Annotated in this window: 13 protein-coding genes and 1 pseudogene; 3 read left to right on the forward strand and 11 right to left on the reverse strand. The window is 68.3% G+C overall.

The features are described 5' to 3' along the window. Positions 1-15 precede the first annotated feature (15 nt). From ACTWPV_RS08965 to ACTWPV_RS08975, 3 genes are read right to left on the reverse strand one after another with little or no spacing between them, the layout of a single operon-like run. Positions 16-1134 (reverse strand): magnesium and cobalt transport protein CorA, encoded by a 1119-nt coding sequence (locus ACTWPV_RS08965; RefSeq protein WP_443151345.1) that lies wholly within the window; start codon positions 1132-1134, stop codon positions 16-18. Positions 1135-1160: 26 nt separating this feature from the next. Beyond that, a complete protein-coding gene (locus ACTWPV_RS08970; protein WP_443151346.1) occupies positions 1161-1634 on the reverse strand; it encodes a nuclear transport factor 2 family protein in 474 nt (157 codons plus the stop codon). A gap of 7 nt (positions 1635-1641) precedes the next feature. Continuing rightward, a complete protein-coding gene (locus ACTWPV_RS08975) occupies positions 1642-2526 on the reverse strand; it encodes an amidohydrolase family protein (protein WP_443151347.1) in 885 nt (294 codons plus the stop codon). Between the two features lie 34 nt (positions 2527-2560). Between ACTWPV_RS08975 and ACTWPV_RS08980 the strand changes: the two genes are divergently transcribed. Next, complete coding sequence (locus ACTWPV_RS08980) at positions 2561-3259, forward strand: M50 family metallopeptidase (protein WP_347644162.1); 699 nt, start codon at positions 2561-2563, stop codon at positions 3257-3259. Between the two features lie 93 nt (positions 3260-3352). Here the strand turns inward: ACTWPV_RS08980 and ACTWPV_RS08985 are convergent, their stop codons facing one another. From ACTWPV_RS08985 to ACTWPV_RS08995, 3 genes and pseudogenes are all read right to left on the reverse strand, one after another. After that, on the reverse strand, positions 3353-5572 hold the full coding sequence (locus ACTWPV_RS08985; RefSeq protein WP_443151348.1) for a thiamine pyrophosphate-dependent enzyme: 2220 nt from the start codon (positions 5570-5572) through the stop codon (positions 3353-3355). Between the two features lie 416 nt (positions 5573-5988). Next, positions 5989-7212 (reverse strand): hypothetical protein, encoded by a 1224-nt coding sequence (locus tag ACTWPV_RS08990; RefSeq protein ID WP_443151349.1) that lies wholly within the window; start codon positions 7210-7212, stop codon positions 5989-5991. Positions 7213-7747: 535 nt separating this feature from the next. After that, a pseudogene (locus tag ACTWPV_RS08995) lies at positions 7748-8998 on the reverse strand (IS1380 family transposase); the annotation flags it as partial. A 99-nt stretch (positions 8999-9097) separates the two neighbouring features. On the opposite strand from ACTWPV_RS08995, the gene ACTWPV_RS09000 reads away from it, so the two are divergent. Further along, complete coding sequence (locus ACTWPV_RS09000) at positions 9098-9298, forward strand: hypothetical protein (protein ID WP_443151350.1); 201 nt, start codon at positions 9098-9100, stop codon at positions 9296-9298. Between the two features lie 51 nt (positions 9299-9349). Here ACTWPV_RS09000 and ACTWPV_RS09005 read toward each other — a convergent pair whose 3' ends face one another. The 5 genes from ACTWPV_RS09005 to ACTWPV_RS09025 form a co-directional block, all read right to left on the reverse strand. Then, a complete protein-coding gene (locus tag ACTWPV_RS09005) occupies positions 9350-9985 on the reverse strand; it encodes a hypothetical protein (RefSeq protein WP_443151351.1) in 636 nt (211 codons plus the stop codon). A gap of 100 nt (positions 9986-10085) precedes the next feature. Beyond that, positions 10086-10940 carry an ABC transporter permease gene (locus ACTWPV_RS09010; protein ID WP_347644157.1) on the reverse strand — a complete coding sequence of 285 codons (855 nt, stop codon included), beginning with the start codon at positions 10938-10940 and terminating at the stop codon, positions 10086-10088. Between the two features lie 2 nt (positions 10941-10942). After that, a complete protein-coding gene (locus tag ACTWPV_RS09015; RefSeq protein ID WP_347644156.1) occupies positions 10943-11920 on the reverse strand; it encodes an ATP-binding cassette domain-containing protein in 978 nt (325 codons plus the stop codon). Next, entirely contained in the window at positions 11921-12355 is a 435-nt protein-coding gene (locus tag ACTWPV_RS09020) for a PadR family transcriptional regulator (protein WP_347644155.1), read from the reverse strand. It abuts the gene before it with no gap. Positions 12356-12601: 246 nt separating this feature from the next. Then, positions 12602-13198 (reverse strand): SACE_7040 family transcriptional regulator, encoded by a 597-nt coding sequence (locus ACTWPV_RS09025; protein ID WP_443151352.1) that lies wholly within the window; start codon positions 13196-13198, stop codon positions 12602-12604. A gap of 61 nt (positions 13199-13259) precedes the next feature. Here ACTWPV_RS09025 and ACTWPV_RS09030 point away from each other — a divergent pair, with 61 nt between their 5' ends. Beyond that, positions 13260-14828, forward strand: coding sequence for a carboxyl transferase domain-containing protein (locus ACTWPV_RS09030; RefSeq protein WP_443151353.1), 1569 nt, complete (start codon positions 13260-13262; stop codon positions 14826-14828). The last annotated feature ends 53 nt before the right edge of the window (positions 14829-14881 follow it).

Consider the following 14881-nt stretch of genomic DNA (forward strand, 5'->3'; position numbering starts at 1 on the left):
GGATCGAGCTGCCGGTCAGAGCCAGTCGCGGCGTTTGAAGACGGTGTAGAGCACCAGGCAGACCGCCGCCATGAGCAGGATGGCGAACGGGTAGCCGAACGCCCAGTGGGTTTCGGGCATGACGTCGAAGTTCATCCCGTAAATGGTGCCGACCAGGGTGGGCGCGAAGAGGATGGCGGCCCAGGCGGAGATCTTCTTGACCTCCTCGCCCTGCCTGATGCTCGCCTCCGTCATCCTCGCCATCTCCTCGTTCTGCGCCTGCGTGACGAGCGTCGAGTTGACGATGAGGATGTTCTGCAACGTCTGCCGGAAGGACGAGATGCGCTCCGCCACCGTGATCGCGTGGTCGGCCACGTCACGCAGATAGCTCTCGAGCTCGCTGGTCACGCCGTATTTCGCCGCTCCCGCGATGAACCCGTGGATCATCCCGACCAGCGGCGCCGTGGCCCGCTGGAACTCGATCACCTCGCCTGACAGCTCGTAGACGCGGCGGGAGACCGAGGGGTCGCCGCCGAAGACCTGGACCTCGATCTCCTCGATGTCCTTCTGCAGCCCGGCCACCACCGGCGCGTAGCCGTCGACGATGGTGTCGAGGATGGCGTAGAGCACGGCCTGCGGGCCCTGCCGCAGTAGGTCGGGGTCGGACTCCATACGCCGGCGCACACCGTGCAGGTCGGGGGCCTCCGCGTGGCGTACGGTGATCACGAAGTTGGGGCCGACGAAGAAGTGCAGCTCCCCGAACGCGACCTCCTCCACGTCGTCGAGGTAGCGTGCGGCCCGCAGCACCACGAACAGCGTGTCGCCGTATCGGTCGGCCTTGGGCCGCTGGGAGCCGACGATGGCGTCCTCCAGCGCCAGCTCGTGCAGCTCGAACTCCTCGCCGAGCTTGACCAGCTCCCATTCCTTCGGCCGGTAGAGGCCGATCCAGGCCATGCTGCCCGGCTCCTGCTTGAGGCGTTCGAAGGCGTCGGCGAGCGAGCCCGGATTGTCGACGCGCTCGCCGTCGCGGTAGATCGCGTTGTCGATGACGGTCGGCCGGTCGGGCGGCTCCTCCGAAGCGCGCGGGTCCATGGAGAGCTCGGGCGCCTCCTCGCGCGCGTCCGTGCCACGCCTGAAGCCTCTGACCCTGGCCATGCCCCTCCCAACGGCCTTCCCGACGGTTACGCGGGCCTGAACTCGTCGAGCTGCTGCACCGCCCGGTCCCTGATGGACTTGCGCCACATCGGCGTCCAGCCGAACAGCAGCCCGTGCGGCCTGCCCAGCGCCATCTTCGACCAGCGCCTGAAGTCGAACTCGTCGTGGTGGCGGATGATCAGGCCGTCCTCGAACCTGAACAGCGCGTCGATCTCGTTGACGACCTCGCGTCCCGTGCGCGAGAAGGTGTAGCGGGCCGTCCAGTGCGCGGCGCCGCTGTGGTCGTCCGCCGTCACGTCACGATAGGCGGACTTCAGCCCGTCGCGGACGCCGAGCTGCAGCCGCCACATCCGCATGACCCTTTCGCGCCCCTCCACCTCCTGGAAGATGGGGTCGCCGAAACTGACCTCGGGGTGGTAGCAGCTCTCCATGGACGCGAAGTCCGCCCGCCCCAGAGCGTCGTAGAAGGCGCTGATGAGCGCCACGTGCCGATCGTTCACTTTCCCATCAGATCATGTCCGCGCCGTTGTCCCAGCACACGGCCCTGAGCCAGGCGTCGCCGAGGTCGAGCCGGGCGAGCGCGTCGAGCTGGTGCGCGTAGGAGTACGGGATGGTCGGGAAGTCGCTGCCGAGCACCACCTTCCCCGCGAGCCCGAGATCAAGCAGCGCGGGCCGCAGCCGGGCGGGGAACGGCATGCCGCGCTCGGCGAAGTCGGTGAACGCCATCGTGGTGTCCAGCGCGACCCGTGCGTAACGTCCGGCCAGCTCGAAGAACGGGTCGTACTCCGGCATCCCCAGGTGCGCGATCACCAGCCGGAGCCCGGGATGGCGGCGCAGCACCTGACCGATCGGCTCGGCGCCGACGTGACCTCCGGGTACGGGCACCGAGCTGGCGTGCGTCACCACCGGCACCCCGGCCTCCGCCAGCAGCCCCCACACCTCGTCCAGGTCCTCGCTCCGCGGGTCGAACCCGCCGACCTGCAGGTGCACCTTGAAGATCCGGGCGCCGTCCGTGAGCGCCCGGCGCACGTAGTCCACGACTCCAGGCTCGGGGTAGAAGGTCGCCGACGGGAGACATTCCGGTGTACGGCGGGCGAAGTCGAGGGTCCAGCTGTTGAGATCGGCGGCCATGTCCGGTTTGTGGGCGTAGGCCAGGGCGGGGAACGTGCGCACACTCATCTCCCTCAGCCGCGCCAGCCGCTCCTCCACCGGCCACTCGTACTCGATCTTCCAGCCGTCGCCCACCAGCGGGCCGCCGTGGCGGAAGTGGTGCCAGACCCGCCGCTGCATGCGGTCGGGCAGGAAGTGGACGTGCAGGTCGATCAGGCCGGGCAAACCGAGGCCCCGCCACCAGTCCGGCACCTCCGCGTCAGAATGTCGTTCCGTGGCCACGGGAAGGACTTTACCTGGATAGGGTTTTCCCTCGATGGACAAGTTCTGGGCCCACCTGATCGAGGTTCAGCCCGACCCCGACCCCTGGGTCGTGGCGGTCTCGGCTCTCGCCGCGCTCGTGCTCGTCGGTTTCCGGCTGCCCTGGCAGCTGTCCAGAGGCCTGATCACGATCGCCCACGAGGGCGGCCACGCGCTGATGGCGCTGGCCACCCGCCGCAAGCTCGAAGGCATCCGCCTGCACTCCGACACCTCGGGCGTCACCCTGACCAGGGGCAGGCCCACCGGTCCCGGCATGGTGCTGACCGCGCTGGCCGGCTATCTCGCGCCTTCGCTGCTGGGCCTGGCCGCGGCGTGGCTGACCGAGCAGGGCCGCATCACGCTGCTGATCTGGGTCGTGCTGCTGTTCCTGGTCTGCATGCTGCTGCTCATCCGCAACCTGTACGGCGCCCTGATCCTGCTGGCCACCGGCGGCGCGGTGTTCGCCCTGATCATGTACGCGCCGGCCGAGGTGCAGCAGGTCGTGGCCCTGGTGGCGGTCTGGTTCCTGCTGTTCGGCGGGATCCGCCCGATCATCGAGCTGCAGCGCAAGCGGCACCGGCGCCAGGCCCGTGACTCCGACGCCGACCAGCTCGCCCGGCTGACGATCCTGCCGGGCGGGTTCTACGTGTTCTTCTTCCTGCTGGTGTCACTCGCGTCCGTGGCGTTCGCCGCCTACCTCATGAATCCCCTTTAGGCTGACATATCCCCACTGAGCTCCCTTGCGAGCTCCATGACAGGGAAGTGCCGTGCTGCCTGGTCGAAGCCCGTGCGGGGCGCGGTGGCGCGCTCAACCGAGTAGCTTGCGCGCCGCCTGCTCGATCTCCTCCTCCGACAGCAGCACGTGGTCGGCCGCCCCGCCCAGCGGGATGAAGCTGTCGGATGAGGTGACCCGGGCGATCGACCCGGTGAACCCGGCGTCGAGCAGCTCGGCCACGACGCCCTCCGACACGCCTCCCGAGTGGCGGGTCTCGTCGGCGATCAGCACGTTGCCGGTCAGCTCCGCGGCCCGCAGCAGGTCGTCCATCGGCAGCGGCGCCAGCCAGCGCAGGTCGAGCACGCGGCAGCCGTAGCCCTCCTGGGTGAGCCGCACCGCGGCGCGCAGGCTCATGCGCACCCCGTTGCCGAACGTCACGATCGTCAGGTCGCGCCCGTCGCCGTAGGAGCGGGCACGCCCGACGGGGACGTGCGTCTCGGCCCAGCGACCGGGCGGCGCGTAAGGTGCCAGCCAGCCTCCGTCGCCCGCCTCGAACAGGTCACGCGTGTGGTAGAGCGCGATGGGCTCGAGGTAGACGCAGACCGACCCGGACGTGCGGGCCGCCGCCAGGCAGGTGCGCAGCATGGCCGAGGCGTCGTCGGGGCGCGACGGTGAGGCGATGACCAGCCCTGGGATGTCGCGCAGCGCGGCCACCGCGTTGTCGTTGTGGAAGTGGCCGCCGAACCCCTTCTGGTAGGCGTAACCGGCCACCCGCACCACCATCGGGTTGGTGTAGTTGCCGCGCGAGAAGAACGACAGCGTGGCCGCCTCCCCACGGATCTGGTCGAGCGCGTTGTGCAGGTAGGCGAGGTATTGGATCTCGGGCACCGGCAGCAGCCCCGACACGCCGGAGCCGAGCGCCAGCCCCAGGATGGCCTGCTCGTCGAGCAGCGTGTCGAACACCCGCCCTGCCCCGAACCGTTTCTGCAACCCCCTGGTCACGCCGTAGACGCCGCCCTTCTTGGCGACGTCCTCGCCGAGCACGGTCATCTCCGGGTAGACGGTCAGCGCGTCGGCGAGCGTGCGGTTGATGGACTGGCAGAGCGTCAGCGGCTGCTCGTTCTCCGGCAGCGAACCGGCGAACGCCTTCTCCCTGGCCTCGCCGGTGGCCGCCACCGGGCTGATCCTGGCGATCAGTTCGGCGTCGCGCGGCGCGATCGGCTCCATGACCTCGCGGGCCGAGCCGAGGCGCGGGCTGCGCGTCGTCTCCATCGCCATCCGCAGCACGTGCTCGCGGGCGGACTCGTACGTGGTGAGCAGCCCTTCAGGGGTCTCCAGCCCGGCCTCGACGAGCAGCGCCGCCGTCCGCAGCAGCGGGTCGCGCGCGAGGTCGGCCTTGATCTCGCGCTGCGTACGGTAGGCCGACTCGACGTCGGAGCCGGCGTGCCCCATGAGCCGCACGGCCGACAGGTGCAGGAACGCGGGGGAGCGGTGCTCGCGTACGTGCTCGGCGGCGCGGACGGCCACGTCGTAGGCCTCTGCCAGGTCGCATCCGTCGGCGGCGAAGTAGGCGATGCCCGGGCGCCGCGCGGCCGTCTCCACCCATCCCTTGGGGGTGCGGACGCTGATGCCGATGCCGTTGTCCTCGCACACGAACAGCAGGGGCAGCGACTGCCCCTGGTAGGTCGCGTAGGAGGCGGTGTTGAAGCCGGACAGGGCGCTGGCGTGGTTGATCGAGGCGTCGCCGAAGCTGCAGACGGCGACCGCGTCCTCCGGCCATGCGGACCTGACGCCGAGGGCCCGCGCCCGCTCGATCGCGAACGCCACGCCGACGGCTCTGGGCAGGTGGCTGGCGATCGTGGAGGTCTGCGGGATGACGGCCAGGTCGGGATGGCCGAACACCTTGTGCCGGCCGCCCGCGATCGGCTCGTCGGCCGCTGCGGTCAGGCCCATCAGCACGTCGCGGATGCCCTGCTCGGGCAGCCGCCCGGCCTGCTCCGACCGGGTGAGGTAGAAGGCGCCGGAGCGGTAGTGGAGCAGGGCGGGGTCGCCGGGCCGCAGGGCGGCGGCGACGGCGGCGTTGCCCTCGTGACCGGCGGAGCCGATCGTGTAGTAGCCCTCGTCCTGCGCGCGCAGCCAGCGGGCCGCGACGTCGAGCAGCCGGCTGTCGAGCTGGCGGTGGAACAGGGTGCGGCACCGCTCGCCGGTCAGGGCGACGCCGTCGCGGACCGGCTGTGCGGGATCTCGGGCGGGGCCCGCCTCAAGCATCGCCACGGCCTGGGTGAAATGAGTCTCAACTGTGTCGCGCGCCACAACTCGATTATGTCTTTGTTCGGCGCCGCCGTCTGCTGGACGCCGGCGACATGTCGTGGACCGGTTTCGGCGGCCGGCACATCGACGGCGCCTCGAGCCCCGTCATCGCCAGGGTGAGCATCGCCTCCAGCCTCCTGATCGGCGTCTCCAAAGCCGCGGTCGGGACCAGGTTCGCCACCGAGGCGGCCGGTCCCACCACCCGCCCGCGCCGACCGGCTGCCTCGCCCGAGTGCCGGACCCCTCACCTCGAACGACACCAGGAACGAGCCCGGCTCCGGGCCGGTGGAACCGGCGTCCCTGCGGCGACACGCGACGGCCCGCCCAGGACCGTGGACTCCACAAAAGCCGACAGGCTCGTGACGCATCGCGAGGTGGGCTTCCGGAAGGGCCGACAACGGCCGAGCTCCCAGATGATCTCATTCCGCGTCGTCGGACCAATACATGTAGGGGCTCTCGTAATAAGGCCCCTCCGCGAACGGTGGACGCCTATCATGATCTCGGAGCACCTCATAGGAATGTTCGATCGGGTCCCTCCCCGAATCAAGCCAGCCTTCTCGGAGCGCATCGATCGTCGTATTTCCGTAGATCCCCGGAAGCCGTGGCAGGATGATGTGCAGCTTGCCCGGCAGTCGTCCGTGTTCGTAGAACACCATCCGGTTGAACTCGCGTAGGTGATCTCTGGCCTTGTCGTGGGCATCGCCCGCCAGGTCGGCCCACAGCTCGTCCGGCCGGAAACGTACGTCATAGCTCTCCGTGACGTTCTCGAAGCTCTGCTTGTAATTCTTGAAACTGATGCCGAACGAATCGCACACGTCGCTGGTCTTACCGGCGACGTAAGCCAGCGCTTGCGCGGATCCGTGGAACTTGCGCATGGATTCCCCGATGAGCTCACCCATCTCCTCCGGCAACGCCTTGGACGCGCGGAGAGCGAAACCCTCGAGCTGATCCACTTTTTTCTCGAACTGGTTGGCGACTTTACGGAGCACATCTGCATTGAAGATCAAGTCTTCCGGAGCGCTCCGATCAAAAAACTTCTTGATGACCGAGTAGTCGTTGGGCGAAACGTCCTCGTTGTCGTCCATGTGGTCGACCAGAACTTCCTCGCATGTATAGGTGCCGCTCCCGCTGGTCGTGTTCAGCAGTAGATCTCTATTCTCCATAAATGCTTCTTCGGCGGCAGTGTAGTTGGCTGAAGTGGTGGCAAGCATGCCGCCGATATTGCTGTATTGCCAGTGGAATTCCCGTCCCGCCTCGGCTAGTACGTCGATCACCTTCGCCAGATCGAGCTGCATTCTTGAAATGGTTCGCCAAGAACCGGGCAAGAGGGAGTCCTGATAAGCTTGTTTGGCCAAGGGGGAGGATTCTAGATTCTCTAGTTGAGACTGAAACGTGCTGCTGTGTCCGAAGTCCGGTCCGGGGGTATCGCCGCTTTTCCAGAGGTTTACGCTGGTCTGGTAGCTCCATGGTGTCGGCTCGGAGGTGTAAAAATAGTCTGATGACCTTTGCATGTCGGCCGCCAGTCCGGCGAGCTCGGAGTGGTTGACATTGATGCCACGCGAGGGCCAAGGCCAATCGCTGGTGCGAGCAAGCTGGATCTCTCCGGACCACTCTCTCCATTCTGAGTAGGATTTCTCTGCCATGGTTGAATCCTCCTGTGAGTTCGGCAAGGTCGGCCCTCCAGCTCGAAGGTCGGGGACTTCTGCGTTGTCACACGAACAACATCGAGCTGCAGCGCCTCAATGAGACTGGTAATGAGATCGCAGGAGCCATCACCTGTCATGCGCTGGCTCTTGCTGGTGAAAGCGGTCCGAATATTACCGTGAACTTCCCCCTCCATCGCCGCCGCGCGGAAGAAAGGCGGGCAATTTCAGAGCCGCGTCACCCAGATGTGGCGTTCCGCAGGATTAGGGGCGACACCAGCCAGCGATTGCATCGCCTCCGAACCCTCTAATGGCGGTCTGCGCAGACACAAGGACAAGAAGCCCACTATTTCGGACATTAGCCTCGATGATTCACGGGGTTGGGTGGCTTCGCCCAGCGTGACGGCTGCGTCATGCGTTGATCTTCGGTTTGGATTTCTGGGCAGGGTGCTGCGCCGGCGGTCACGCCGGTGATGCCGGATTCCACAGACCGGTGGGTCTTGCCGATCGGGGCTGTCAGGGGCGGGTTTGGTGCTCAGGTGGGAGCGGGCAGCGCCAGGACGGATGCGATGAGGCGTTGCAACTGCTGTGCCCAGGGCCAGGTGTGGGGGATCTTGATGGTGCGTCGGCGCTGGCCGCGGACCAGGCGGGCGCTGGTGTGCAGCAGCGTGTAGCGCAGGGTGGAGGGTTCGGCGATCGCCAGTTCGGCCTCGCAGCACAGCAGGCGCAACCAGGCGAGCAGGTCGCAGCCGATCGCGGCGGCGAGGCACCAGGTCTGGTTGATGGCCAGTGACCAGGAGGGCAGGGAGGCCAGCCCGGTGTTCTTGCCGCACCGGATGAAGTCCTCCACCCGGGCGTGGACGCGGTGGCGCGCCTCGCCCTGCTGCAGCGGCAGCGCCGTGGCGGGCGTGTTGGTGGCGATCAGCTGGTAGCGCCAGCCGCGCGCCTTTTCGAAGTCGGTCAGCTGGGCGCCCGGGGCGGGCTTCTCCCGGCGGACCAGGATCCGCATGCCCGCCGGCCAGGTGGCCAGCTTGTCACCGCCGGCCGAGTGCCGCAGCAGGCCGGTCAGCTCCGCGGTGCCCGCCTTGTCCAGAGGGCGCGCCTGGCCTGTGTCATCCAGCACGCACGACCACGCATCGGCGGGCAGCGCGGCTATCGCGGCGCGGGCCCGCTGGTCGAGGTCGAAGCCGACCGAGTAGTGGGCCTGCCGGCTGCGCGTGTTCAGCGTGGTGATGACCTGCAGCAGCTCGATCGTGGCCCCGGCTCCGTCGCAGGTGATGAGGATCCGCCTGCGATGCTTCGGCGGGATCTGCGCGATCGCGGCCGCCAGCACCTCGAGGTGATCGGTGATGGTGTTGGCGCCCGCGTTGCCCGGCCGCAGCTTGATGGCCAGGCACTCGCCGGTGTTGCCGCACCACGCGGTCAGCGGGAACAGCCCGAAACTGCCCTTGAACGTCCCGGCTGCCGCTTCCTTGTCGCTGTGACAGACCTGGATCGTGGCGTCCAGCCGGATCACGACCCATTCTCCGAGGTCGCCGTAGCAGGTCCGCGAGGCCGGCACGCCTCCGTGCCGTGCCTCGATCAGTTCCCATACCCGCCGCCGGGCCTTCGCCCGAGCAGCGGCAATCTTGTCCTGCTGCCGGGCGGTCACCTCCTCCAACGCCCGCCACGCGGTCGACGCAGAGGCCACCGGCCCGAATAACTCGCCCTGATCCCGCAGGCTGCGGATGTGCCGGATCGCCGTCCCGCCATCGGCGATCATCACACTCAGATCGGACAGCACCTGGTTAGCTGTCGTCCATGTCGTCCATGTCGTCCATGTCGTGCACGGTGATCAGGGGTCTGCTGCAGATCGACGACGAGGGCTCCTGGGTACCAGGGCCGGGTGTCGCTGTACTTCAAGCCGCTGGGCTCGCGCACGTGGCAGTACGTGAAGACGACCTGGTCCAGCGACAGCGGCCGCCTCTACACCAAGGCCAAAGCCTGGCGGTCGGGTCACTGGAGGTTCGTCTTCCGCGGTGACGACGACGCCCACGGCGACACCAGCGGCCTCGGACTACGACCGGGTGTGACGGTGACCGCCTGAGCTGGGGTGCGGCCCCGGGGCACACCGCCCCGGGGCCGCACCGGTCTCGGCCTAGTTGGGCTGCTGGCCGGGCAGCTTGGCGTCGATGCGGACAAGAAGGGACTTGATGTCCGCGATGTCACTGTCGACGGCGTCGAATCGCCGGTCCACGGCCTCGAACCGGTCGTCCACGGCCTTGAACCGGTCGTCCACGGCTGTGAAGCGCTCGTCCATGGCCTTGAACTGCTCGTCCACGGCTGTGAAGCGCTCGTCCATGGCCCTGAACTGCTCGTCCACCGCCTTGAACCGGTCGTCGATCTCACGGGCCTGCTTGCCCATGAACGCCTCGAGACGGTCGAACCGGGCCTCGTGCGAGTCGAGCCGCTGGTAGATCTTGTCGATCTGCAGCTCCATCCGCGCGGCCTTGGAGTTCACGATGGCGAAGTTGTCCGCCATTTCCGTCCTGACGTTCTGAATCTGGTCGTCGAGGTCGTTGAGGCGGTCGTCCACATGGGTGAAGCGGGTGTTCGCCTCCTCGCGGAACTTCTCGAGCCTGTTGAGGACGTTCTGTCCCACGACGTCCACACGGTCGTGCAGCGAGCTGAAGCGTTCGGCGACGCTGGTGCCGGGCATGCCGCTGAATGTACCGTGCTCGAGCGCCGTGACCCGGGTCTGCAGGTCACGAACCTGCTCGGAAAGATCCAGCATTGCATGGGCTCCTTTCGGGGGGAGGGGCTGGAAAGCGCGCGCGCATCGGGAAAGCTACCCTCCGTGAGCGATCGACCGCAGTCGGATACGAAAATCAGTCCTATTCGGCCCGCCTGAACTGGGCGATGCCCACACCGAGCAGCGCCGCTCCGAGCGCGGCCACGACGCCCAGCTCCAGCAGCACCGGCACCTGCTGGCCGAACCACGTCACCCCCGGGTTCAGCACCGCGTTCACCTGGGCCGGTACGTCCAGATGGGAGAAGACCGCCTGCCGCATCGGATCCACCGCGTACGTCATCGGGTTGACCACGGTCAGCACGTGCAGCCACGAAGGCAGGTTGGCCAGCGGGAACATCGCCCCCGACAGGAACATCATCGGCATGATCGCCATCTGCATCAGCCCGAAGAAGGACTGCATGTTCTTCATCCGGGCGGCCAGCATCACCCCGAAGGCCGTGATCGTGAACGCCGCCAGGAACATCTCCGCCAGCAGCGTGAGGAACAGCGAGGGGGAGTAGGGCACGCCCACCAGCCCCGCCATGGCGAGGATGACGACGCCCTGCCCGGTGGCCACGATGGCGCCGCCCAGGCACTTGCCGACCACGATCGCGCCGCGCGACACGGGCGCGACGAGCATCTCCCTGAGGAACCCGAACTCGCGGTCCCACACGATGGACCCGGCGGAGAACATGCCCGTCATGATCACGGTCATGGAGATCATGCCGGGGAACATGAACGTGCGGTAGTCGATCCCGGGGATCGAACCCTGCACCAGCGAGCCCAGGCCCGTGCCCATGACGAACAGCCACAACACGGGCTGCATGAGCATCGACAACATGCGGGTGCGGTCGTTGACGAAGCGCAGCATCTCCCGATGGAGCACGATCTTGATGGCCCGGAGGTCGTGACCGGCGCTGCGGGCCGGCACCCGGACACTGATGGTCTCTGCCGCCATGACTACCGCCTCGCCATCGCACGCATCCACGCCATGGTGTCGCCGCCGGCCTCGGCGTCGCGGATCGTGGAGCCGGTGTAGGACATGAACACGTCGTCGAGCGACGGCCGGGAGACGCTGACCGAGCGGATCGGCATGCCGAGCTCGGCGAACAGCCGGGGCACGAACTCCTCACCCGACGGCACGGCGAACGTCACCGCGCCCTCGCGCACGGCCGCCTCCAGCCCGAACCGCTCCCGCAGCGCCTCGATCGCTGCGGTGTCGTCGGCGGTCTGGATCTGCACGCGGTCCTTGCCGACGCTGGCCTTGAGCGCCTCGGGCGAGTCGATGACGACGATCTCGCCATGGTCGATGATCGCGATCCTGTCGCAGTATTCGGCCTCGTCCATGTAGTGCGTGGTCATGAAGATGGTGATGTCCTCCATGAGCCGTAACTGGTTGATGTAGCCCCAGATGGCCGAGCGGGTCTGCGGGTCGAGGCCGACGGTCGGCTCGTCGAGGAACAGGACCCGCGGCGAGTGCAGCAGCCCTCTGGCGATCTCCAGCCGCCGCTTCATGCCGCCGGAGAACGTCATCACCTTGGCGTCCTTGCGGTCCCACAGCGCGACCATCTCCATCACCTGCCGGATCCGGTCGCCGACCAGGCTCTTCGGCACGCCGTACAGTTCGGCGTGGAATCGCAGGTTCTGCTCGGCGCTCAGGTAGCCGTCGAGGGTGGGGTCCTGGAAGACCAGGCCGATGTTCCTGCGCACCTCGTCACGTTCCCGCACCACGTCGTGCCCCGCGACGGTGGCGGCGCCGCCGGTCGGGTTCACCAGGGTGCAGAGCATGCTGATGGTGGTGGTCTTGCCGGCGCCGTTGGGGCCGAGGAAGCCGAACACCTCGCCGGGACGCACCTCGAAGTCCACGCCTTTGACGGCGTCGACCTTGCCGTACGACTTGCGCAGCCCCTGCACGGCCACCGCCGCGTTCTCGTTCATTCAGCCCTCCGCGAGGATCTGGAAGACGGACCTGCGGGTCTGCTTGATCAGCTTCTTGGCCTCCGCCACCTGCCGGTCGCTGCCCGTCCTGGCCAGGTGGGAGAAGGCCTCGCTGAGCTGGGCCCAGAGCAGGCGCAGCTCGTGGTGGCCGGTCGGCACGGTGCGGGCGACCTCCTCCCACGGCGCCTCGCCGGCGTGCCGGGCCGCCTGCGCGCGCCCCTGCTCGCTCACCCGGTACGTACGGCTCCCGCCCGCTTCGTCCGCCACCACCAGCCCTTCGTCCTCGAGCTGCTGGAGCGCCGGGTAGACCGATCCAGGGCTGGGCCGCCACACGCCGCCGCTGCGCTCCTCGATGTCCTGGATCAGCTGGTAGCCGTTCTGCGGCCCTTCGTGGAGGAGGGCGAGCAGGGCCGCCCTGACGTCACCCCTGCGCACCCTCGGCGGGGGCGTCTCCCACCCAGGCCCCGCGCCGAACGGTGGCGGTGGCTGTGGCGGTGACGGGGATGGTGGCGGTGGGCCGGGTGGGAAGGCCCCGGGCCCGGGCGCCCCTGGCGGGGGAACGGGCGGCGGCGTATTCCAGAAGTCGTTCTCGCGCATGCTGCCTCCAACCTATCGAGATAGCGTGACGATATATCTAGATAGTTGGCATGAGCAAGGGTATGTCCAGTAAGTCGGAGAAAGTTAGCGAGCGCTAACTGAGGCTTCGATCGCGGACCTCGCCATCGCGTGCAGCAGCGGCCGCATCTCCTGCGCGGGCAGCTCGCCGGCGCTGTGCGGCGTCGAGTTGAGCAGGCCGAAGACCGCGTGCGTCGCGGCGCGCAGGCGCGCGGCCGGGCAGGCGGGGTGCAGCTCGGCCAGCGCGGTCACCCACTCCTCGACGTAGAGGCGCTGCAGCCGCCTGATCTGCCGGCGCGCCGGCTCGGGCACGTTGCCCAGCTCCCTGTCGTGCACGGTGATCAGGGCCGGCTGCTCGATCGCGAACGTGATCTGCACGTTGAGCAGCGCGTCCAGCGTCTCCGCAGGGCCTGGGGAGGAGGTGGCGACCGCGACGGCCGACTCGCGCAGCCGCGAGCTGACGTCGAGCAGCATCTCCGACAGCAGCGCGTCCTTGCCGCTGAAGTGCCGGTAGAGAGCGGGCCCCGAGATGCCGACCGCGCCCCCGATGTCCTCGATCGAGACCCCGTGGAAGCCGCGAGCGGCGAACAGCCGGGCCGCCGCCTCCAGGATCTCCGCGCGCCGGTTGCCGCGATTGCGGGTAGGTGGAGAGACGGTGCTCACGTCTCACATGCTAGACGATTAGGTTAATGATGACTAACATCCCAGCCATGGGAGGGGACTCATGAACGAGTGGCCGGTGCTGAAGTCGGCGGCCGAGCCCGGCGCGGAGGCGTACAAACGACATGCCGAGCACAACGAGCGGCTCGCCGCCGAGCTGCTCGAACGGCTCGCGGCGGCGGCCATCGGCGGTCCCGAGCGGTCGCGGCGGCGCCACGTCGAGCGGGGCAAGCTGCTGCCGCGTGACCGCGTCGACGGCCTGCTCGACCCCGGCTCCCGCTTCCTGGAGCTGTCGCCCCTGGCCGCGAACGGCCTTTACGACGACCAGGCGCCGGCGGCGGGCATCATCACCGGCGTCGGCAGGGTCTCCGGGCGCGAGTGCGTGATCGTCGCCAACGACGCCACCGTCAAGGGCGGCACCTACTATCCGGTCACCGTCAAGAAGCACCTGCGCGCGCAGGAGGTGGCGCTGCACAACCGCCTGCCCTGCGTCTACCTGGTCGACTCAGGCGGGGCGTTCCTGCCCCGGCAGGACGAGGTGTTCCCCGACCGCGAGCATTTCGGGCGCATCTTCTACAACCAGGCCACGATGTCCGCCCGCGGCATCCCGCAGATCGCCGCCGTGCTCGGCTCGTGCACGGCCGGCGGCGCCTACGTGCCCGCGATGAGCGACGAGGCGGTGATCGTCCGCGGCCAGGGCACTATCTTCCTGGGCGGCCCGCCACTGGTGAAGGCCGCCACCGGCGAGGAGGTCACGGCCGAGGAGCTCGGCGGAGGCGACCTGCACGCCCGCGTCAGCGGCGTCACCGACCACCTCGCAGAGGACGACGCGCACGCGCTGGCCATCGTCCGCGACATCGTCTCCACGCTGGCGCCACGCGCCGAGCGGCCGTGGACGACGACGAAGCCGGAGCCACCCCGGTACGACCCGCGCGACCTGTACGGCATCGTGCCCGCCGACACCCGCCAGCCCTACGACGTGCGCGAGGTGATCGCCAGGATCGTCGACGGGTCGCGTTTCCTGGAGTTCAAGGCCGAGTACGGCTCGACCCTCGTCACCGGGTTCGCCCACCTCCACGGGCATCCGGTGGGCATCGTGGCCAACAACGGCATCCTGTTCGGCGAGTCCGCCATGAAGGGCGCCCACTTCATCGAGCTGTGCGACCAGCGGCGGATCCCCCTGGTCTTCCTCCAGAACATCAGCGGCTTCATGGTCGGCAAGGCGTACGAAGCGGGCGGCATCGCCAAGCACGGGGCCAAGATGGTCACGGCCGTCTCGTGCGCCCGGGTGCCCAAGTTCACCGTGGTGATCGGCGGGTCGTTCGGGGCGGGCAACTACGCCATGGCCGGGCGGGCGTACTCACCCAGGTTCCTGTGGATGTGGCCGAACGCCCGCATCTCGGTCATGGGCGGCGAGCAGGCCGCGAACGTCCTCACCACCGTGGGCGACGCCGACCCCGACGCGATCAGGGCCCAGTACGAGCACCAGGGCAACCCGTACTACTCCACGGCCAGGCTCTGGGACGACGGCGTGATCGACCCGGTCGACACGCGCACGGTCCTGGGCCTGGCGCTGTCCGCGGCGGCCAACGCGCCGCTCGAGCCCGCCGGTTACGGCGTCTTCAGGATGTGAGCGAGGTGAAGGAAACCGTGCGAAGCACCGGGCGGCAGGCGAGTTCCCCGCGC

Origin of the sequence: Nonomuraea sp. KM88 (assembly GCF_052245635.1) — a bacterium.
GTDB lineage: Bacteria > Actinomycetota > Actinomycetes > Streptosporangiales > Streptosporangiaceae > Nonomuraea.

Excerpts from the sequence above, each read along its gene's own strand:
- ACTWPV_RS09010 (WP_347644157.1), bottom strand. The coding sequence starts at position 10,940 with ATGGCGGCAGAGACCATCAGTGTCCGGGTGCCGGCCCGCAGCGCCGGT.
- ACTWPV_RS08990 (WP_443151349.1), bottom strand. The coding sequence starts at position 7,212 with ATGGCAGAGAAATCCTACTCAGAATGGAGAGAGTGGTCCGGAGAGATC.
- ACTWPV_RS09030 (WP_443151353.1), top strand. The coding sequence starts at position 13,260 with ATGAACGAGTGGCCGGTGCTGAAGTCGGCGGCCGAGCCCGGCGCGGAG.
- ACTWPV_RS08980 (WP_347644162.1), top strand. The coding sequence starts at position 2,561 with ATGGACAAGTTCTGGGCCCACCTGATCGAGGTTCAGCCCGACCCCGAC.
- ACTWPV_RS09005 (WP_443151351.1), bottom strand. The coding sequence starts at position 9,985 with ATGCTGGATCTTTCCGAGCAGGTTCGTGACCTGCAGACCCGGGTCACG.
- ACTWPV_RS09015 (WP_347644156.1), bottom strand. The coding sequence starts at position 11,920 with ATGAACGAGAACGCGGCGGTGGCCGTGCAGGGGCTGCGCAAGTCGTAC.
- ACTWPV_RS08965 (WP_443151345.1), bottom strand. The coding sequence starts at position 1,134 with ATGGCCAGGGTCAGAGGCTTCAGGCGTGGCACGGACGCGCGCGAGGAG.